Source organism: Streptomyces sp. NPDC051913, from assembly GCF_044593635.1.
Lineage (GTDB): Bacteria > Actinomycetota > Actinomycetes > Streptomycetales > Streptomycetaceae > Streptomyces.
Window position 1 is genome coordinate 280776 of the sequence record NZ_JBIUCI010000013.1, and the last position, 18512, is coordinate 299287.

Consider the following 18512-nt stretch of genomic DNA (forward strand, 5'->3'; position numbering starts at 1 on the left):
GCCCCCCAGAGGGATGGAGTTCGGGATGCCTCCAGCGTCCGCGCCGGAGCGGACCCGCGTCCAAAGCCTCTTTCGTATACGGCAATGCGATCTGGGCATCACCGCAGCTAGGCTCGTTGTATGGCCGACTTCCAGCCGATCTCCGTGGACCTCGATCTCCGTCTCGTCCGGTACTTCACCGTCGTCGCCGAGCACCGGCACTTCGGTCGTGCCGCCGACGCGCTGCACATCACCCAGCCCTCTCTGAGCCGCCAGGTGCAGCGGCTGGAGCGGGAGTTGGGGGCGCGGCTGCTGGACCGGACGCCGCAGGGGACGCGGTTGACCGAGGCGGGGGAGGTTTTCCTGCCGGAGGCGCTGGCGTTGCTGCGTGCGGCGGCTCAGGCGGCCGTACGCGCGCGTGCCGCTGCTCAGCCGCATCGGATGACGGTCGGTTTCACCTCGGGCATCATCGTCACCCCGGCGGTCCGGGCGGTACGGCACCGGCATCCGGACGCCGAGGTGCTGACCGCCCACCTGGCCTGGGACGACGTACATCACGCCCTGTTGGAGCACCGGGTCGACGCGGTGGTGACGCGGCTGCCGTTCCCGACCGACCGGCTGCGGGTGACGGTCCTCTACGACGAGCCGCGTGTGCTGATCGTTCCGTTGGACCATCGGCTGGCCGGCAAGGAGTCGGTCACCCTGGACGACATCGCCGACGAGCGGCTGCCGCGTACGGCGGATCCGGTGCGCAGCGCGTTCTGGCGGTTCGAGCCGCGTCCGGACGGGCGTCCGGCGCCGGACGGGCCGCTCATCGAGGCGGTGGAGGACAAGTTCGAACTCGTGGCGTCCGGTGAGTCGTTGGCCGTGGCCGCGCAGTCCGTGGGGCGGGTTCTGCGGCCCGATCTGACCATGGTTCCGCTGGACGGTGTCGAGCCCAGTCATGTCGTCGTGGCAACCCGTGCGGATGACCGCAACCGTCTGGTGACGGCCTTCCGCAAGGTGGCGCGGGATCAGCTCATCCCGGGTGCGTGATCGTCTTCAGGAGGTTCGCGACGAGCGGACTGTCGTCGTCGCCGCGCCAGGCCACCGCGACCGTGGTCCGCGCGTTCGTGCCGGTGAGGGGTCGGAAGGCGACGCCCTTGAGCCGGATGCGGCGGATGCTCGCCGGTGCGAGCGAGACGCCGAGGCCGGTCTCGACGAGGGCGCAGACGGTCTGCCACTCGGTGGCGTGCTGGGTGACGCGCGGGGCGCAGAGGTCGGTGATGCGGTCGTGGAGTCCGGGGCCCGCCTCGCGTGGCAGGAGGACGAAGGGGTGCTCGGCCAACTGGTCCGGGGTGAGCGTGCGGTGGGCCGCCAGGGGGTGGGCGCGGGGCAGTACGGCCACGAAGGGTTCCGTGAGGATCGTGCGGAAGGACAAGTCGGGGTCGTCGGGCGGGGGTTCGCGCAGGAGGCCGACGTCCAGGTCTCCCTCGCGCAGGGCGGTGAGCTGGGGTGCGGTGGTCATCTCTCGGATGTCCAGGCGTACTTGGGGATAGTGGTCCAGGTACGTGCGCAGTAGCTCCGGCAGCAGCGTCAGGGCGAGGGACGCGGCGAAGCCGAGGCGCAGGGTGCCGGTCCGGCCGGTTGCCGCCGCGCGGGCCGCCGCGAGGCCTTCGGTGAGGGCGGCGAGGGCCTGTCGGGCGGCGGGGAGGAGTGCGTGGCCGGCCGGGGTGAGGGCGACGGGGCCCGGCGGGCGCGTGAGGAGTGGGGCACCGACCTTGTCCTCCAGGCGTCGGATCTGCTGGCTGAGGGGCGGCTGGGCGATGCCGAGCCGCGCGGCGGCCCGCCCGAAGTGCAGTTCCTCGGCCAGGACGGCGAAGGCGTGGAGTGGGGGGAGGGAGAGTTCCGGTCGCTGCTCCATATCTCCATGGATATCACTTCATCCGGCACTTCATATTCGACGTATAAGCCCTGCTCACCTAGCGTTCGGCGGATGACGGAGCGAGAGACGAAGCGAGAGACGAAGCGGCGTGCGGTTCTCAGTGGTTCGGTGTTCGAGGAGCAGATCGGGTACGCCCGTGCCGTGGTCGACGGTGACTGGGTGCATGTCTCGGGGACGACCGGATTCGACTACGCGACCATGACCATCTCGGACGACGTCGTCGAGCAGGCCGAGCAGTGTCTGCGGAACATCGGGGCGGCTCTGGAGGAGGCCGGGAGCGGTTTCCCGGACGTGGTGCGGGTGCGGTACCTGCTGCCCGAGCGTGCGGACTTCGAGCCGTGCTGGCCGGTGCTGCGGCGGGTGTTCGGGCAGGTGCGGCCGGCGGCGACGATGATGATGTGCGGGCTCGCGGATCCTCGTATGAAGATCGAGATTGAGGTGTACGCGCGGCGGGGAAGTGGAGAGCGTGTCTGATCTTCCGATAGTCCGGGTGGAGCGTGCGGTCGGTGACGCCATGCTCGAACAGTGGCGGTATGTCCACAACGTGATCATCCCGGCCGACCCGCTCGGCCTGGACGCGGTGCGGGAGCGGGGTACGCGCTACCGGTTGGAGAACGCGTACGCCGGTGACGTCCTCGTCGGCTGTTCCACCGTGCGCCCGCCGGAGGGTGAGGGCGCGGTGGCGACCGTCATCGCGCGCGTGCTGCCCGCGTACCGGCGGCGCGGGTACGGGACGGCGATCTACGAGAACGGGCTCGCCCACGCGCGCGTACTGGGCGCGAGGACGATCGAGACATGTGTGCTGGCCGTCAACGAGGACGGTCTGCGCTTCGCCGGGAAACAGGGGTTCGTCGAGGTCGAGCGGTATGTGCTCGACGGTGAGAGCGACCTGTGGGTCGATCTCCGGCTGCCCTAGGCGCTCCCGGGTGCCGGCGCAGATGCCGGCGGCCGTACCAGCAGAGACAGGAGCGGCGTACAACGATTCCCCCAACTTGTGGGAACTCGGTGTGTGCTGCGTCACGTTCCAGTTAGATGATTGCAAGTGAGCGAACCGACGTGCCGTACGGACGGACGCAGCCTGCAGGGGGTCCAGGTGAGTGCTTCCAGGCGTAGTGGGACCACCGACGAGCTGGGGCCGGACGAGCCCGAGCGGCCCGACGAGCCGGACCAGCCCGAGCGGGACGGCTCGGATCTGCTGGCCGCCCTGCTCGACGGCATGGACGCGGCGCTGTGCGCCTTCGACGCGGACGGCGTCGTCACGCACTGGAACCGTGAGGCCGAGCGGATTCTGGGGTGGACGGCGGCCGAGGCCGTGGGGCGGCAGGGGTTCGCCGGGTGGGCCGTGCGGGAGGCCGACGCCGAGGAGGTCGAGGGGCGGCTGATGTCCGCCATGGAGGCTCCCGGGCGGCAGGTGCACGAGTTCGCGCTGCTGACCAAGGACGGCGGGCGGGTCCTCGTACGGACGCAGTCGGCCGCCGTGCGCGGTCCGGACGGCAAGCCCGCGGGGGTGTACTGCGCGTTCAGCGAGGTGCACGCGCAGATCGACCTGGAGCGGTCGATCGCGCTGAGCGAGGCGCTGTTCGAGGACGCGAGCTGGGGTGTCGTGCTCGTGGACGCGGATCTGCGGCCCGCGGTGGTGAACGCGCACGCGGCGCGGGCCCTGGGCATCGGGCGTACGTCGGTGCTGGGGCGGCCCTTGGGCGAGCTGCTCGCGCAGGGCGTGGAGGAGCTGGAGAGCGCGCTCACGCATGTGCTGGCGGAGGGCGCGCCGCCCGCTCCGGCGGAGATCTGGGTGAGTGTGCGGACGCCGGAGGGCGAGCAGCGGCGCTGCTGGCGGTGCGGCTTCGTACGGCTGGCCTCGCCGCTCGCGGAGGAGCCCGTGCCGTTGGGCGTGGGCTGGCTGTTCAACGACGTCACCGCGGCCAAGCTGGCCGAGCAGGAGGCGTCCCTGCTGCGCTTCCGCGGCAACCAGCTGCATCGTGCGGCCCGTGCGGCCGCCGAGTGCGAGGATCCGGCGGAGGCGGCGACGATCCATCTGGACTTCGCGCTCGCCGGTTTCGCGGACCACGCGCTGATCGACCGGGTGGCCGGGACCGGGTCGCTGGCCGACGGGGACTCGGATGTGCCGGTACGGCTGGTCCGGGTCGCCGCGACTCCCTCCGGGGCGCCGGGGCCGAGCCTGCTGACCGGGCAGGCGGGGTTGCCGGTGCGGTATGCGGAGGGGCATCCGGCGTTGCAGTGCGTGGAGCGGGTCGGGTCGGTGCGGGCGAGTGTGGGCTCGGTGCCGGTGGAGCGGGCGCGGGAGTGGGCGGTGGCGCGGCAGTGGCCGGGGGACGCGGTGCACGCGCTGTGTGCGGTGCTGCGGAGTCGAGGGCGGACGCTGGGGGCTGTGACGTTTCTGCGGGGGGCTGGGCGGAGTCCGTTCGAGCGGTCCGACGCGGCCTACGCGGAGGACGTGGCGTTGCGGATCGCTGCGGCGCTGGATCTGGCGGGGGTGCTACGGGGGTGAGCTGAGCGTCGGTCCGCGGGTGCCCGGTGTGGAGGCTGGGCGGGGTGGGTTTCACTCGCCCGCGCTTGCGGGGTGCCGCTGCGCCCACGCGTGCCGCCTCAGCGGTACGACTGCCCGCAGCTGGGTGTCCTAGCGCCGGTAGAAGATCCTGTCCCCGTACTCCTCGAACACGCGGTCGTTCCACTCCAGTCCGCCGTCCACGTTGCCCGACCTCAGCATCGGGGGTTCCAGGCCCCGCTCGGCCAGGGACGTCGCCGCCGTGGCCACCATGGTCTGCATCAGGGCGGACGTCACCACGGTCGACGCGGGGGCGAAGGGGGCCGGGACCGTGTCGAGGGTGAGTTCCGCGTCGCCGATGGCGATCTTCGAGTCGAGGACGACGTCGCAGTGGTCCTTGAGGTAGGTGCCGGACGAGTGCCGGGAGCGGGTCTCGGTGGCGTACGCCACCGACGTGACGCCGATGACCTTCACGCCGCGCGCGCGGGCGCTCATCGCCATCTCCACCGGCATCGCGTTGCGCCCGGAGAGGGAGATGATCACCAGGGCGTCGCCCGCGCGGAGCGGGGAGGAGTCGAGGACGGCGCTGGCGAGACCGTCGACCCGCTCCAGCGCGGAGCCCAGTGTGGCCGGCATGACGTCGACGCCCACGGCCCCCGGCACGACGAGCAGGTTCATCAGCGCGAGGCCTCCCGCGCGGTAGACGACGTCCTGCGCGGCGAGCGAGGAGTGCCCGGCGCCGAAGGCGAAGAGCCGGCCGCCGGCGGCGACGGTGTCGGCGAGGAGCGTGCCGGCCGCGGCGATGGACTCCGCCTCCTCGTCGCGGACCCGCTGCAGCAGGCCGATGGCGGCGTCGAGGAACCGGTCGGCGGGCGTGCCGTCGCTCATACGAACCCCTTCGGTTGGCTGTGTCGCGGATCACCGTGCGGTCTGGACCAGTGCGGTGTCAATACGGCCGACCGAAGGCCCGGGAAGGGCGTTCCATGGTGGCCGGAAGGCCGACGAAACCGGTTCGTTTCACCGGCGCGGCACGGTTGTCAGTGGTATGCGTCAGAATTGAGGTCAGGGCCAGCGCACGCGCCGCGGAGTGGTCGCGCTTCCGGCAGAGCTAATCGCAGAGCTAATCGAGGGGCACGTATGTCCGGACTGATCGACACCACGGAGATGTATCTCCGCACCATCCTCGAACTGGAAGAGGAAGGTGTGGTCCCCATGCGCGCCCGGATCGCCGAGCGGCTCGACCAGAGTGGGCCGACCGTCTCCCAGACGGTGGCGCGGATGGAGCGGGACGGCCTGGTGTCCGTGGCGAGCGACCGGCATCTGGAGCTGACGGACGAGGGGCGCCGGCTGGCGACGCGCGTGATGCGCAAGCACCGTCTCGCCGAGTGTCTCCTGGTCGACGTGATCGGTCTGGAGTGGGAGCAGGTCCACGCCGAGGCCTGTCGCTGGGAGCACGTGATGAGCGAGGCCGTCGAGCGCCGCGTCCTGGAGCTGCTCCGCCACCCCACCGAGTCGCCGTACGGCAACCCGATCCCCGGTCTGGAGGAGCTCGGCGAGAAGGACGGCGCCGACCCGTTCCTCGACGAGGGCATGGTCTCGCTGGCCGACCTCGACCCGGGCCTGGAGGGCAAGACGGTCGTGGTGCGCCGTATCGGCGAGCCCATCCAGACCGATGCCCAGCTGATGTACACGCTGCGTCGCGCGGGCGTGCAGCCCGGCTCGGTGGTGAGCGTGACGGAGTCGGCCGGCGGGGTCCTGGTGGGCAGCGGCGGCGAGGCGGCGGAGCTGGAGGCGGACGTCGCCTCGCATGTGTTCGTGGCCAAGCGCTGAGCGTCGGGCCCCTTCTCTCGGGCGGGCCGGCCGCTTCCCTCTCTCCGGCGGCCAACCGCTGGGGCGGCTGGGGTGGTTGTGGTGTCCCGGTGATCTCGTGGATGCGGGGTCGATGTGAAGCAGATTCGAAGATTCAGTGCGTCGAATCGCAGCGCTCGGACGCCTCGCGTGCCAGGCTGTCGCGTGAGGCATATGACCTGAGGGGGCGGGGATGATGTGCCGCAGACGTGTGGAGGGCCCCGGCGCCAGGTGGCGCCGGGGCCTGTCCTCCCCTGTGCTGACCCGGAGCCCCGAGCTCTCAGGGTCATTCCCCTCGGACCGATTTCCCCGAGCGGTCCGCCTCCCGCTGAAGATCTCCCCTCGGCGTCGGCGATCAATCCCTGAGGGAGGTCACTCGAACGAGGGGTGTTGTCGGCGGAGGACGCATTTTCGAATAGGCATTCGATAGCCTCGGAGTGACACGCCGGGCGGAACGTGCGCTTCAGGGAGGGGCGGCGGCGCGACAGCGAGCACGTCAGGCAGGGCAAGGCAGACATGGTTCACAGGACCGGCCGGCTGAGCGGGAGCAAGCGGTCCGAGCGGAGCTAGGGGGGTGCCAGGACCAATGGCGCGGCGCATCGACGTGACCGGGGCAGGCGGCGTACGCCTTGCCGCCTGGGAGTTCGGCGACCCTCCCAAGCCCGACCCGACGGCGGAGCCGAGGGAGCACGGCGTACGGGAACAGGGCGGCGCGGCCGGCCGGCGGGCCGGGCAGCGGACCGCCCAGGGTGCCCTCGACCGCTCGCCCGGCGTGCTGTTACTGCACGGCCTGATGGGCCGCGCCTCCCATTGGGCCCCCACCGCCCGCTGGCTGTCCGAGCGCCACCGGGCCGTCGCCCTGGACCAGCGCGGGCACGGCCGCAGCGACAAGCCCCCGAGGGCCTCCTTCACCCGCGAGGCCTACGTCGAGGACGCCGAGGCGGCCCTCGAACAGCTCGGCCTCGGCCCCGCCGTCCTCATCGGCCACGCCATGGGCGCTCTGACCGCCTGGCAGCTCGCCGCGAAACGGCCCGACCTGGTCTCCGGCGTGATCATCTGCGACATGCGGGCCTCCGCCCTGGGAGCGGCCTCGCAGCGCGAGTGGGCCGACTGGTTCAAGTCCTGGCCCCTCCCCTTCGCCACCCTGGCCGACGTACGGAAGTGGTTCGGCGAGGACGACCCCTGGGTGGAGCGGCCGAACCCGGCCCGCGGCGAGTTCTACGCCGAGGTGATGGCCGAGTCGCCCGACGGCTGGCGTCCGGTCTTCGAGCCGGAGCAGATGCTGAAGTCCCGCGAGACCTGGGTGTACGACGCGCACTGGGAGGAGCTGGCGCAGGTGCGCTGCCCCACGCTGGTCGTACGCGGTCTCGACGGCGAACTGGGGCGGGCGGAGGCGCAGGAGATGGTCCGCGTCCTGCCCCGGGGCGAGTACGCGGAGGTGGCGGACGCCGGGCATCTGGTCCACTACGACCAGCCGGACGCCTGGCGCGCGGCCGTCGAGCCGTTCATCGACGGCCTGTTCGGAGAACAGGAGCGGTAGGAGGCCCTCGGCCTCACCCCTTGCTCACCGCCGCCAGGATCTCCGGGAGCCGGGCCGCCGTCCTCGGGGCCGACGCCCGCAGTCCCGCCAGCGTGATCGCCGCCCCGTACAGCGCCCCCGCCGGCAGCAGCACCCAGCTCCACCGGTCGCCGTCCCTGACCACGTTCAGCCAGATCGCCAGCGTGATCACGGGCGCGCACAGCAGCGCGGCGGCGATCATGCCGCCGAAGATGGAGATCCAGGCGAGCCCGGTCTGACCGGGGGCCACGTTCTTGTAGCCCTCCTGCGGGATGGAGTACGGGAACCGGGCCGAGGTCCAGGCGCCGGTCGCCAGCATCGCGCCCAGCAGGGCGAAGGACAGGCCGAGCGCCTCGGGCAGCCTGGCCCAGTCGCCGAGCATCGCCGTCGTCACGACGGTCACGAGCGTCGCGTACGGCAGGGTGATCAGCAGCAGCGCCAGGGCCCGGCCGCGCAGCTCGACGTAGGCGTCCCGGGGCGAGGAGATGGTCATCGCGACCATCCAGAACGCGGAGGTGTCCTGCCCGAACTGGTTGTACATCTGGATGCCGAGCATCCCCGCGGCGAAGCACGCGAAGTAGATCGAGCCGGTGCCCTGAAGGGCGTTGAACACGGGGACGATCAGGCCGATGGCCAGCGAGGTCACCCACGCGGCCTTCGTCTTCGGGTCCCGCCAGATGTAGCGCAGGCTGCGCTCGACCACCGTGCCCGTCCGCCCGCCCGGCAGCAGACGCGCCAGCCCGGTCGACGCCCGTTCGCGGGCGGCCGGTTCGGTGGCGGGCTGGAGCGTGGAACCGTCGGGCGAGACCATCAGCCGCGTCATGTGCCGCGACCACAGTCCGAGCAGCGCTACCAAAGCGACTCCGCTCAGGGCCAGTTGCGCGGCCGCGACGCCGTACGCCCCTGAACTCGCCGCGTCCGCGGCACCGATCGCGGAGGCCGGCGGCACCCAGCGCAGCACGTCCCCGATGGGGTCGAGCTGTTCGAGTCCGCTCGAACCCAGGCGCTGCGCACCGAAGTTGACGAGCTGCGCCCCGATGGCGATCACCAGGCCGCTCAGCACGGCCAGGTCCCGCCCCTTGCGGCTGGTCAGCAGCCGGATGTTGGCGGCGGCGACGGCGCGCGCGAGCGCCACGCACACCAGCAGCGCGAGCACCACCCCGACGACGGCGACGACGTACGCCACCGCGCCGTGCGCCACCGCCACCGCGGAGCCGACGAGCAGGCACAGCGTGAACAGCGGCCCGATGCCCACCAGCGAGGCCGCGAGCAGCGCCCGCACCAGCGGCCGGGGCCGCAGCGGCAGCATCACCAGGCGGGTCGGATCGAGCGTCTCGTCCCCGCCGGGGAAGAACAGCGGCATCACCGCCCAGCCGGCCGCCAGCACCACCACCAGCAGCACCGCGACCGATCCGGCGTGCTCGTTGCCCCGCAACGCGATCAGCCCGATCAGCTGGAGCGCCGCGAACAGCAGCGTGACGACGGCCGACGCGACATACGCGGCCCGCCGCCCTCCGGACTGCCGCAGTCCGTTGCGCAGCAACGACAGCTTCAGCCGTACGACGACGGCGGTGACGTCGGCACTCATCGCGCCGCCCCGCCGCCGAGCCAGTCCAGATCGGAGCCGGCGTCCCGCCCGTGCGCCCCGACCAGCTCAAGGAACGCCTGCTGCAACGAGGGCGCCTCGCCGCGCACCTCGGCGAGCGTGCCGTGGGCCCGGATGCGGCCCGCGGCCATCACGGCGACCCAGTCGCACAGCGACTCGACGAGTTCCATGACGTGCGAGGAGAAGACGACGGTGGCGCCGGAGGCGGTGTACCGCTCCAGCACCCCGCGGATGGTCTGGGCGGACACCGGGTCGACGCCCTCGAAAGGCTCGTCCAGGAAGAGGACTTCGGGGTTGTGGAGGAGCGCGGCCGCGAGCCCGATCTTCTTCCGCATACCGGTCGAGTAGTCGACGACCAGCTTGTGCTGGGCCCCGGCCAGGTCCAGCACGTCGAGCAGTTGCGCGGCCCGTTTGTCGACCTCGGCCCCGGGCAGCCCCCGCAACCGCCCGGAGTAGCCGAGGAGTTCGCGGCCCGACAGCCGCTCGAAGAGCCGCAGCCCTTCGGGGAGGACCCCGATCCGCGCCTTCACCTCGACGGGATCCCGCCAGACGTCATGCCCGACGACGGAGACGGACCCCTGATCGGGTCGCAACAGCCCGGTGATCATGGAGAGGGTGGTGGTCTTCCCGGCTCCATTGGGCCCGACCAGCCCGATGAACTTCCCAGCAGGGAGTTCGAGATCGATCCCGGCTACGGCAACTTGCTGCCCGAACCGCTTCCAAAGCCCACGCACACTCACGGCCGACGTCATGCATGCCAACCTACAAAAGGCTATCGATCCCGACCGCACGCATAAGCAAGCGGCGAGATCAACTCCTCCGCATCCGGCAGCCACCGATTCGCCGGGGTGGGCCGACAAGCCCACTGCACAGCTCCACGCGACCCGTAACGAGTGGGGGGAGCGGCCACGTACGCCCCCTCACCCAACGCCACCAGGTCGAGAGACGACGGCGTCCACCCCAGCTTCCGCACCAGCTCCGGCACCTTCACAGACGCCCCGGGCAGAACGAAGAAGTGCATCCGGCGATCCGGCGACAAGGTCACCGGCCCCAGCGTCAACTCCATCCGCTCCATTCGGGCCAGTGCGAGAAACCCCGCAGTCTCCGGGACGGACACCGCGTCGAACGTACGCCCCGTGGGCAGCAGAATCGACGCCAGCGGCTGCTTGGACCACAACCGGCGCGCGACGGTCGCGCTGCCCGTGGCCTGCGTCGCCCAGTCCTCCCGCGCCGGGTGCGCGCCGGGTGCGGCGCACGCCGCGTCACCGCAGGAGCAGCGCTGCACCCCGTCGACGGCTTCCAGCCAGGTGCCGGGGAAGACGTCCCAGTGGCGCTCCTCGGCGTAGCGTACGGCTGTCTCCAGCAGCGATTCGCCGCGCTGCTTCGGAATCTGAGCGGCTTCGGTGCCCGCGATCGTCTCTTCCACGATGAACACAACTCCCCCACCCACCTGGAGTTACGGGCGTAACGCGCGCGGGGGAGGGGCATCGATTCCGCATCTGGGGCGCATGGATGCACGTGTGGGGGCGCGCGGGAGGATCTGTCGCCGGACGTGGGTAGCCCACTACGGGGTGGCTTCCGTCTTTTACCCCGGCAATCCTCGCATGCCTCGCATTACCGGTATGTCCGCGGGGCATTGATCTTCACGGCCGGATCTTTTCGCTTCAGGGGTTGTTCCCAGGGGGTATGCCATGGCCGCAAGGCCTCTCGTCGCGCGGCAGCCGAACGAACGGTTGCAGGCGCTCATCCAGGAAGCGGGTTGCTCGAACGCCGGGCTGGCCCGCCGGGTCAACATGTGCGGCGCGGAGCACGGTCTCGACCTGCGCTACGACAAGACGTCCGTGGCCCGTTGGCTGCGCGGTCAGCAGCCGCGGGGCCGGGCGCCGGCGATCATCGCGGAGGCGCTGGGACGCAAGCTCGGCCGTACGGTCACGATCGACGAGATCGGCATGGCCAACGGCAAGAACCTCGCCTCGGGGGTCGGCCTCCAGTTCTCGCCGACCGTGCTCGGTGCCATCGAGCAGGTCTGTGAGCTGTGGCGCAGTGACGTGGGGCGGCGGGACTTCCTGTCCGGTTCGTCGGTGGCCGCGTCCGCGCTCGTCGAGCCGAGCCGCGACTGGCTGATCTCGTCGCCGGACTCGCAGGTGGCGCGTTCGGCGGGGCCTCGGGTGGGGCAGTCCGACGTGGCGGCCGTGCGGGCGATGACCCAGGCCCTCGTGGACCTCGACCACCAGTACGGCAGCGGGCATGTGCGGCCGGTCGTCGTGCACTACCTCAACAGTGTGGTGAGCGGGCTGCTCGCGGGCTCGTACCGGGAGGCCGTCGGGCGGGAACTGTTCGCCGCGGTCGCGCGGTTGACGGAGCTCGCCGGGTACATGGCCATCGACACCGGCCAACCGGGCCTGGCCCAGCGGTACTACATCCAGGCGCTGCGGCTCGCGCAGGCCGCCGGGGACCGTGGCTACGGCGGGTACGTCCTCGCCGCCTCCATGAGCCATCTCGCCGCGCAGCTCGGAAACCCGCGCGAGATCGCGCAGTTGGCGCGGGCGGCGCAGGAAGGGGCGCGGGGGCGCGCGACGCCGCGTGCGGAGGCGATGTTCCATGCGGCGGAGGCTCGCGGGCACGCGCTGATGGGCGACGCGCGGGCCGCGCAGCTGGCGTCCGGGCGGGCGGTGAGCGCGCTGGAGTCGGCGGACGTGAACTCCGGGGACGACCCGGCGTGGATCGCGCACTTCGACGAGGCCTATCTGGCCGACGAGTTGGCGCACTGCCACCGCGACCTCGGCCAGGCCGAGGCGGCGGCGCGGCGGGCGCAGGAGTCCCTCGCCGGGCTGCCGGAGACGAAGGCGCGGCGCCGGGCCATCGGGTACGTCCTGCTCGCCACCGCGCAGGTGCAGCAGCGCGAGATCGAACAGGCCTGCCATACCGGCCTGAAGGCCGTGGAGTTGCTGGAGACGGTCCGGTCCAACCGGGGTGCCGAGTATCTCGACGACTTCCAGCAGCGCCTCGAACCCTTCCGGGACGAGCCTGTGGTACGGGAGTTCGGTGCCAGGCTGGAGCTTCAGGCCGCCGCGTGAAATCCGTGGGTACGGGGGTGTGAACTCCCGGGAAACGAAGGCTCTTGGGCAGAAAGGAGGGCTTATAGAGCGGATGCGGGCCCGGTTCTGTTACCGCGGTCACAGGGACGCAGGTCACGTCCCGTGCTGCGTGGCACCGGGCTCGGGGGACCCGGTAGCGTGAGCCGACGATTCACAAGGTCCCCCATTAGTAGGAGTCCCGGTGACGCAGAGTGGACAGGGCGAGGAGCCCTCGCCGCGCGTGGCGCGCGAAGGCATCGTGCTGCCCTCCGACGGCGGCGAACCGCTGCTGCCGGGCATGACGGGCGTACCCGCGGGCGGTCACGCTCCGCCGTCCGCGCCCACCGCCCCGCCGGCCGCCCCGCCCGGCGCGCAGGCCTGGGGCACACCGTGGGGGCCCGACCAGCAGGCCCCGGCCCCGCAGCCGGGCCCCGGTGAGGGCTGGGGTGCCTCGCCGGGACAGCCGTGGGGCGCGCCGGACGCGTACCAGGGGCAGCCGCAGGCGCAGCAGGGATACGGCCAGGCGCCGGATCCGTACCAGGCGCAGCCGCCCGCCTACGACACCGATCAGGCGACCTCCTACTACCTGCCGCCGGTCGGTCAGACGCCGCCGGCGTCGCCGCCGCAGCCGTCGGGGTACGACGCCGAGCAGGCGGCCTCGTACTATCCGCCGCCGGTCGCCCACACGCCTCCCGCCGCGCAGCCGCTGCCGCAGGAGAACCCCCCGGCGCAGCCGTCCGGGTACGACGCCGACCAGGCCACCTCCTACTACCTGCCGCCGGTGGGCCAGCCCCTGCCGATGCCCGCGGCCCCCGCCGAACCGTACGGCGCCGCGACCGGCGTACCCCTGCCGCCCGCCGACGAGGGCGCCACGCAGTACATCCCGCCGGTCGGACCGGGCGCCCTGCCGCCCGAGATGCCCGCTGAGCGCACGCAGTTCCTGGGGCAGCCGCCGCAGGCGCAGGGTGCCGGGCCGATGCCTCCGGTGTCGGGGCCGGACGCGGAGGCGACGCAGTTCATCGCGCCGGTGACCGGGGAGCACGGCGGGGAGCGGCAGCCGCCCGCCGAGTTCGACAACCTCTTCCGCAGCGGGCCCGGCGGGGACAGCCCGGCCGGGGCCACGCAGCAGCTGCCGCGCTTCGAGCCGGCGCAGGCCCACCCGGCGCAGGGACAGCCGCAGCCGTCGTACGTCCCGCCCCCCGGTCCCGGACGGCGGGCCGGACAGGTGCAGGCCGACGAGCGGGACCGCAGCGGGCGTACCCGGTCGCGGGTGCCCGCCATCGCGGCCGTCGGGGTCGGTATCGCCGTTCTCGGCATCGGGGCGGGCGCGCTGCTGGCGAGCGGTGGCGGTGGCGACAAGGCCGACGACAACAAGCCCGTGTCCGCGACCGCCCCGGCGACCGAGGGTTCCGCCTCACCGTCGACCGACGCGGCGAAGGAGCAGGCGGTCGCCCTGGACAAGCTGCTGGCCGACAGCGGTGACAGCCGGGCGTCCGTGATCAGCGCGGTCGGTGATGTGAAGGCGTGCAAGGACCTCGGTCAGGCGGCGACCGATCTGCGCAACGCCGCGACCCAGCGCAACGACCTGGTGACCAGCCTGTCCGCGCTCTCCGTCGACAAGCTCGCGAACCACTCCGAGCTGACCACCGCCCTCACCAAGGCGTGGAAGGCGTCCGCCTCGGCCGACAACCACTACGCGGCGTGGGCGGACCAGGTCGCCTCGAACAAGAAGGGCTGCAAGAAGGGCCAGGCGCGCTCCACCCCGCAGACCCTGGCGGGCAACCAGTCGAGCGGCGAGGCGACCACGCAGAAGAAGACGGCCGCCCGGCTGTGGAACGCGATCGCGAGGACGTACGGCCTCACCGAGCGCACCTACACCCAGCTGTAGCCGTCGCGGCGGCCGGGTGCGGTCGGCTCAGTTGACCTCGGCGGTCGCCAGCGTCCTGCGGACGTCGGTGAAGCCGGGGTGCGCGGCCACGAGGCGGCCCTTGCGGACGACCTGGAGCGTCACGTCGGTGTTGACGAGGCGGGTCAGGCCGATACCCGCGAGGCTGTTCTCGTACTCCCAGTTGAGGGTCGGCGTGAGGCTGCCGGTGTCGACCTTCAGACCGCCGTTGAGGGCCTTGCGGATGGCGGTGCCGGTGACCTCGCCGTCGCCGAGCGACTCCAGGACGGCCCTGAGGACGGTGTAGGCGATCCAGGTGGTCTGCACTCCGGCGTCCGCGGGGTCGATGCGGTTGTCGCCGAAGGCCTCCTTCCCGATCACCTTCTTCATGGCGTTCCAGCGCCGGTCGGTCGAGGGCGGGTACCAGCTGGTGATGTACGACCCCTCGTACGGCCCCGACAGGCCCCCGGAGGCGTCGATCACCGTCTGGTCGACGCTGCCGAGCACGGTGGCCGTGCGGACGGCCGGGTAGTCCTCGCGCGAACGCCGGAAGGAGTCCATGAAGGTGCCGGTGTGGTCGCCGAGGGCGGGCACCACACAGCCCTTCTTCGCGGGGTCGGTGGTGGTGTGGTCGAGGGCGCGTTCGGACGGGGCGGAGTACTCGGTGGCGTCCTCGTCGGCCAGCTGGTCCGCGGCGGCGGGGTGGCCGCCCGCCTTGAGGCCGGAGTCGATCATGACGTGCAGTTCGTCGCCCGCTATGGAGTCGGGCCGGACCAGGGCGACGGGCCCGCAGGCGCCGGCGAGTTCCTTGCCGAGCCCGGCCAGCAGGGTCGACTGACCGCCGTTGACGGGGAAGGAGAGCGGGCTCTCGAACTCGGAGTTGGTGATGCCGTAGCCGCCGATGTAGGGGATGTCGGCGCTCTCCAGGGTCGGGAAGAACGCGTCTCCGTGCTGGCTGTAGGAGCCGACGACCGCGGCGACGCCCTCGTCCGCCGCGCGCTGGGCGCACTTGGCGGCGGTGACGGTGTCGTTCCGGTCGTTGCAGACCAGGATGGCGAGCTTGTGGCCGTTGATGCCGCCCCGGGAGTTGATCCAGCGGGCGTAGGCCTGGGCGAGGGCGGGCATGCCGGGCTTGTTGGTCGCGTTGGTGTCCATCGGGGCCCAGGTCATGATCTTGATCGGTTCGTCCCCGGTGCCCCCCGTGACACCGGGGACGACCCCGCAGCCGGCGACGAGTGACGCACACGCCGCCAGGGCCCCCGCCGCGAGGGCGGTCGCTCTGACGGGCCGTGTGAACGTGGGGAGGAAGGTGCTGCGGATGCGTCGCCTGCCGGTCATGGGCACACACGCTTCCGCCACATCGCCAACCTGGGAGTGACGCACGGTCAACGGTTGGTGACGTGCAGGTGAATTGCGGGGGCCGGTGAGGCGCGTGGGACGGGGAACGTACGATCGATGACCGTGCAAGGTTCGGAGAACTCTTCCCGTCGCGGCCGTCGCTCATCCACCATGGGCGCTATGCCACTGAACGACATGCCGTGGTGGCGCTGGCGCAGCAATGTGCGCTCCGCGCTGCACATGCTCTCCGACCCCGGGTTCCAGCGCGACGTCTGGCTGGCCGGCGTCGAGGGATACGGGGACGTCACCGACGCCGTGTACCGCCTCGTCGAGGACACCTGGCTGGACAACTGGTCCGCCGAGAAATACGTCGGCACGATCTTCCGGGACTCCCAGGAGGCGGCCCTCGTCGACACCGCCGTCCTGCGCGTGCTGCGGATCATGCACCAGGCCGGTCCGGACGCCCCCGTCTCCGTGTACATGCAGAACCCGGGCTGGCCGGACGCGGTGCGGGCGGCACGGGACGCGCATGTACGCATGGCGACGGCCGACGGCGAGGACCCGGACGCACCGCCACGCTCGCTCCACGTGCTGCAGATCATGACCCGGTCCGCGTGACGGACTCGGTCACTGCGTTCCCGGTGGATATGCGACCCTGTGCTGCATGAACGAGCAGTCCACCCGAGCCGCGGCCCCGGCCGAGCAGTACGTCCTCACCCTGTCCTGCCCCGACAAGCAGGGCATCGTGCACGCCGTGTCGAGCTACCTCTTCATGACCGGTTGCAACATCGAGGACAGCCAGCAGTTCGGCGACCACGACACGGGTCTGTTCTTCATGCGCGTCCACTTCTCGGCGGAGGAGCCGGTGACGGTGGACAAGCTGCGGGCGAGTTTCGCGGCGATCGGTGACGCCTTCCACATGGACTGGCAGATCAACCGGGCCGAGGACAAGATGCGGGTCGTGCTGATGGTCAGCAGGTTCGGGCACTGCCTGAACGACCTGCTGTTCCGCGCCCGGATCGGCGCGCTGCCCGTGGAGATCGCCGCCGTGGTGTCCAACCACACCGACTTCGCCGAGCTCGTGGGGTCGTACGACATCCCCTTCCACCACATTCCGGTGACGAGGGAGAACAAGGCCGAGGCCGAGGCGGAGCTGCTCCAGCTGGTGCGCGAGCGGGACGTCGAGCTCGTCGTGCTCGCCCGGTACATGCAGGTGCTCTCCGACGACCTGTGCAAGCAGCTCAGCGGGCGGATCATCAACATCCACCACTCGTTCCTGCCGAGCTTCAAGGGCGCCAAGCCCTACCACCAGGCGCACGCCCGGGGCGTGAAGCTCATCGGCGCAACGGCGCACTACGTGACCGCCGACCTCGACGAGGGGCCGATCATCGAGCAGGAGGTCGAGCGGGTCGGTCACGACGTCACGCCGGACCAGCTGGTCGCGATCGGGCGGGACGTGGAGTGCCAGGCGCTGGCGCGTGCGGTGAAGTGGCACGCGGAGCGGCGGATCCTGCTGAACGGGCGGCGGACGGTCGTCTTCGCGTAGCGGCCGACCTCGCACACGGACGAACGGGCGGCGTACCCCGACGTGATGTCGGGGTACGCCGCCCTTTCCGATGGGGTCGTTACTTCGGGTCCTGGTCGAACCTCGCGGTCGACCAGCGGTAGCCGAGCACCGCGAGCCCCAGGCACCAGGCGAGGGCGAGCCAGCCGTTGTGGCCGATCTCGGTGCCGAGGAGGAGTCCGCGGAGGGTCTCGATGGCCGGGGTGAAGGGCTGGTACTCGGCGATGGGCTGGAACCAGCCCGGCATCGCGTCGACCGGCACGAAGGCGCTGGAGATCAGCGGCAGGAAGATCAACGGCATGGCGTTGTTGGAGGCGGCTTCGGCGTTGGGGCTGACGAGTCCCATGCCGACGGCGATCCAGGTGAGTGCGAGGGCGAAGAGGGTGAGCAGTCCGAAGGCGGCGAGCCATTCCAGGACGGTGGCGTCGGTGGAGCGGAAGCCGATGGCGACACCGACCGCGCCGACGAGGACCACGCTGATGACCGACTGAAGGACGCTGCCGATGACGTGTCCGACGAGGACCGAGCCGCGGTGGATGGCCATGGTGCGGAAGCGGGCGATGATGCCCTCGGTCATGTCGTTGGAGACGGAGACCGCCGTGCCGATCGTGGTGGACCCGATGGTCATGAGCAGCAGGCCGGGCACGAGATAGGCGACGTAGGCGGAGCGGTCCGCGCCGCCGCCGATGCCGGCGCTCATGGTGTCGCCGAAGACGTAGACGAACAGCAGCAACAGCATGATCGGCGTGAGCAGCAGGTTCAGGGTGAGCGACGGATAGCGCCGGGCGTGCAGGAGGTTGCGGCGCAGCATGGTGGAGCTGTCGCGTACGGCGAGGGCGAAGGTGCTCATCGGACCGTCTCCTTGAGGTGGTTGGTGTCGTCGGTGAGGGCGAAGAAGACGTCGTCGAGGTCGGGGGTGTGGACGGTCAGTTCGTCGGCCTCGATGCCTGCGGTGTCCAGTTGGTCGAGCAGGGTGCGGAGTTGGCGCTGGCTGCCGTCGTTGGGGAGGCGCAGGGTGAGGTTTTCGTTGTTCGGGGTGGCCTCGGTCAGGGTGGAGGTGGCGGTGCGGTAGGCGGTGGGGTCGGTGAAGCGGAGTTGGATGTGTCCGCCGGGGATGAGGCGTTTGAGTTCGTCGGCGGTGCCTTGGGCGGCGATCTTGCCGTTGTTCAGGACGGCGATGCGGTCGGCGAGTTCGTCGGCTTCTTCGAGGTATTGGGTGGTGAGGAA

Annotated in this window: 18 protein-coding genes; 10 read left to right on the top strand and 8 right to left on the bottom strand. The window is 71.3% G+C overall.

The features are described 5' to 3' along the window. Positions 1-120 precede the first annotated feature (120 nt). Positions 121-1014, top strand: coding sequence for a LysR family transcriptional regulator (locus tag ACIHIX_RS33885; protein WP_399962959.1), 894 nt, complete (start codon positions 121-123; stop codon positions 1012-1014). Here ACIHIX_RS33885 and ACIHIX_RS33890 read toward each other — a convergent pair. Next, on the bottom strand, positions 998-1882 hold the full coding sequence (locus tag ACIHIX_RS33890; RefSeq protein WP_399962961.1) for a LysR family transcriptional regulator: 885 nt from the start codon (positions 1880-1882) through the stop codon (positions 998-1000). The genes ACIHIX_RS33885 and ACIHIX_RS33890 overlap by 17 nt on opposite strands. 72 nt (positions 1883-1954) lie before the next feature. On the opposite strand from ACIHIX_RS33890, the gene ACIHIX_RS33895 reads away from it, so the two are divergent. From ACIHIX_RS33895 to ACIHIX_RS33905, 3 genes are all read left to right on the top strand, one after another. Then, positions 1955-2377, top strand: coding sequence for a RidA family protein (locus tag ACIHIX_RS33895; RefSeq protein ID WP_399962963.1), 423 nt, complete (start codon positions 1955-1957; stop codon positions 2375-2377). Next, positions 2370-2819: a GNAT family N-acetyltransferase gene (locus tag ACIHIX_RS33900; RefSeq protein ID WP_399962965.1), complete on the top strand. Its 450-nt coding sequence runs from the start codon at positions 2370-2372 to the stop codon at positions 2817-2819. Before ACIHIX_RS33895 ends, ACIHIX_RS33900 begins: the two co-directional genes overlap by 8 nt. 177 nt (positions 2820-2996) lie before the next feature. After that, positions 2997-4412: a PAS domain-containing protein gene (locus ACIHIX_RS33905; RefSeq protein WP_399962967.1), complete on the top strand. Its 1416-nt coding sequence runs from the start codon at positions 2997-2999 to the stop codon at positions 4410-4412. A gap of 129 nt (positions 4413-4541) precedes the next feature. Here the strand turns inward: ACIHIX_RS33905 and ACIHIX_RS33910 are convergent, their stop codons facing one another. Next, on the bottom strand, positions 4542-5297 hold the full coding sequence (locus ACIHIX_RS33910; RefSeq protein WP_399962969.1) for an SIS domain-containing protein: 756 nt from the start codon (positions 5295-5297) through the stop codon (positions 4542-4544). A gap of 249 nt (positions 5298-5546) precedes the next feature. Between ACIHIX_RS33910 and ACIHIX_RS33915 the strand changes: the two genes are divergently transcribed. Beyond that, positions 5547-6239 (top strand): metal-dependent transcriptional regulator, encoded by a 693-nt coding sequence (locus ACIHIX_RS33915; protein ID WP_067020955.1) that lies wholly within the window; start codon positions 5547-5549, stop codon positions 6237-6239. 604 nt (positions 6240-6843) lie between these two features. Continuing rightward, positions 6844-7797: an alpha/beta fold hydrolase gene (locus ACIHIX_RS33920; RefSeq protein WP_399962972.1), complete on the top strand. Its 954-nt coding sequence runs from the start codon at positions 6844-6846 to the stop codon at positions 7795-7797. A gap of 13 nt (positions 7798-7810) precedes the next feature. Here ACIHIX_RS33920 and ACIHIX_RS33925 read toward each other — a convergent pair whose 3' ends face one another. From ACIHIX_RS33925 to ACIHIX_RS33935, 3 genes are read right to left on the bottom strand one after another with little or no spacing between them, the layout of a single operon-like run. Beyond that, the gene (locus ACIHIX_RS33925; RefSeq protein WP_399962974.1) at positions 7811-9403 is read right to left on the bottom strand and encodes a transporter; all 1593 of its coding nucleotides are present in this window, start codon (positions 9401-9403) and stop codon (positions 7811-7813) included. After that, positions 9400-10173 (bottom strand): ABC transporter ATP-binding protein, encoded by a 774-nt coding sequence (locus ACIHIX_RS33930; RefSeq protein WP_399962976.1) that lies wholly within the window; start codon positions 10171-10173, stop codon positions 9400-9402. Before ACIHIX_RS33930 ends, ACIHIX_RS33925 begins: the two co-directional genes overlap by 4 nt. Positions 10174-10193: 20 nt before the next feature. Beyond that, positions 10194-10856 (bottom strand): bifunctional DNA primase/polymerase, encoded by a 663-nt coding sequence (locus ACIHIX_RS33935; protein WP_399962978.1) that lies wholly within the window; start codon positions 10854-10856, stop codon positions 10194-10196. Between the two features lie 256 nt (positions 10857-11112). Between ACIHIX_RS33935 and ACIHIX_RS33940 the strand changes: the two genes are divergently transcribed. Together ACIHIX_RS33940 and ACIHIX_RS33945 are read left to right on the top strand one after the other, a co-directional pair. Continuing rightward, complete coding sequence (locus ACIHIX_RS33940) at positions 11113-12498, top strand: transcriptional regulator (protein WP_399962980.1); 1386 nt, start codon at positions 11113-11115, stop codon at positions 12496-12498. A gap of 202 nt (positions 12499-12700) precedes the next feature. Further along, a complete protein-coding gene (locus ACIHIX_RS33945) occupies positions 12701-14386 on the top strand; it encodes a hypothetical protein (RefSeq protein WP_399962982.1) in 1686 nt (561 codons plus the stop codon). A 27-nt stretch (positions 14387-14413) separates the two neighbouring features. Here ACIHIX_RS33945 and ACIHIX_RS33950 read toward each other — a convergent pair whose 3' ends face one another. Next, complete coding sequence (locus ACIHIX_RS33950; RefSeq protein ID WP_399962984.1) at positions 14414-15721, bottom strand: ABC transporter substrate-binding protein; 1308 nt, start codon at positions 15719-15721, stop codon at positions 14414-14416. A 117-nt stretch (positions 15722-15838) separates the two neighbouring features. On the opposite strand from ACIHIX_RS33950, the gene ACIHIX_RS33955 reads away from it, so the two are divergent. Both ACIHIX_RS33955 and purU read left to right on the top strand, forming a co-directional pair. Then, positions 15839-16339 carry a hypothetical protein gene (locus tag ACIHIX_RS33955; protein ID WP_399962986.1) on the top strand — a complete coding sequence of 167 codons (501 nt, stop codon included), beginning with the start codon at positions 15839-15841 and terminating at the stop codon, positions 16337-16339. Positions 16340-16385: 46 nt separating this feature from the next. Continuing rightward, positions 16386-17267, top strand: coding sequence for a formyltetrahydrofolate deformylase (gene purU / locus ACIHIX_RS33960; protein ID WP_399962988.1), 882 nt, complete (start codon positions 16386-16388; stop codon positions 17265-17267). A gap of 79 nt (positions 17268-17346) precedes the next feature. Here the strand turns inward: purU and ACIHIX_RS33965 are convergent, their stop codons facing one another. Next, on the bottom strand, positions 17347-18135 hold the full coding sequence (locus ACIHIX_RS33965; protein WP_399962990.1) for an ABC transporter permease: 789 nt from the start codon (positions 18133-18135) through the stop codon (positions 17347-17349). Further along, positions 18132-18512, bottom strand: a 381-nt coding sequence (locus ACIHIX_RS33970) for a DUF4162 domain-containing protein (RefSeq protein ID WP_399962992.1), incomplete at its 5' end; no start/stop codon positions are given. The genes ACIHIX_RS33965 and ACIHIX_RS33970, both read right to left, overlap by 4 nt.

Bases quoted from the DNA above. Each gene is read 5' to 3' on its own strand.
- ACIHIX_RS33930 (WP_399962976.1), bottom strand. From the start codon at position 10,173: ATGACGTCGGCCGTGAGTGTGCGTGGGCTTTGGAAGCGGTTCGGGCAG.
- ACIHIX_RS33940 (WP_399962980.1), top strand. From the start codon at position 11,113: ATGGCCGCAAGGCCTCTCGTCGCGCGGCAGCCGAACGAACGGTTGCAG.
- ACIHIX_RS33910 (WP_399962969.1), bottom strand. From the start codon at position 5,297: ATGAGCGACGGCACGCCCGCCGACCGGTTCCTCGACGCCGCCATCGGC.
- ACIHIX_RS33950 (WP_399962984.1), bottom strand. From the start codon at position 15,721: ATGACCGGCAGGCGACGCATCCGCAGCACCTTCCTCCCCACGTTCACA.
- ACIHIX_RS33925 (WP_399962974.1), bottom strand. From the start codon at position 9,403: ATGAGTGCCGACGTCACCGCCGTCGTCGTACGGCTGAAGCTGTCGTTG.
- ACIHIX_RS33885 (WP_399962959.1), top strand. From the start codon at position 121: ATGGCCGACTTCCAGCCGATCTCCGTGGACCTCGATCTCCGTCTCGTC.
- ACIHIX_RS33920 (WP_399962972.1), top strand. From the start codon at position 6,844: ATGGCGCGGCGCATCGACGTGACCGGGGCAGGCGGCGTACGCCTTGCC.
- ACIHIX_RS33890 (WP_399962961.1), bottom strand. From the start codon at position 1,882: ATGGAGCAGCGACCGGAACTCTCCCTCCCCCCACTCCACGCCTTCGCC.
- ACIHIX_RS33915 (WP_067020955.1), top strand. From the start codon at position 5,547: ATGTCCGGACTGATCGACACCACGGAGATGTATCTCCGCACCATCCTC.
- ACIHIX_RS33955 (WP_399962986.1), top strand. From the start codon at position 15,839: ATGACCGTGCAAGGTTCGGAGAACTCTTCCCGTCGCGGCCGTCGCTCA.
- purU (WP_399962988.1), top strand. From the start codon at position 16,386: ATGAACGAGCAGTCCACCCGAGCCGCGGCCCCGGCCGAGCAGTACGTC.
- ACIHIX_RS33965 (WP_399962990.1), bottom strand. From the start codon at position 18,135: ATGAGCACCTTCGCCCTCGCCGTACGCGACAGCTCCACCATGCTGCGC.
- ACIHIX_RS33895 (WP_399962963.1), top strand. From the start codon at position 1,955: ATGACGGAGCGAGAGACGAAGCGAGAGACGAAGCGGCGTGCGGTTCTC.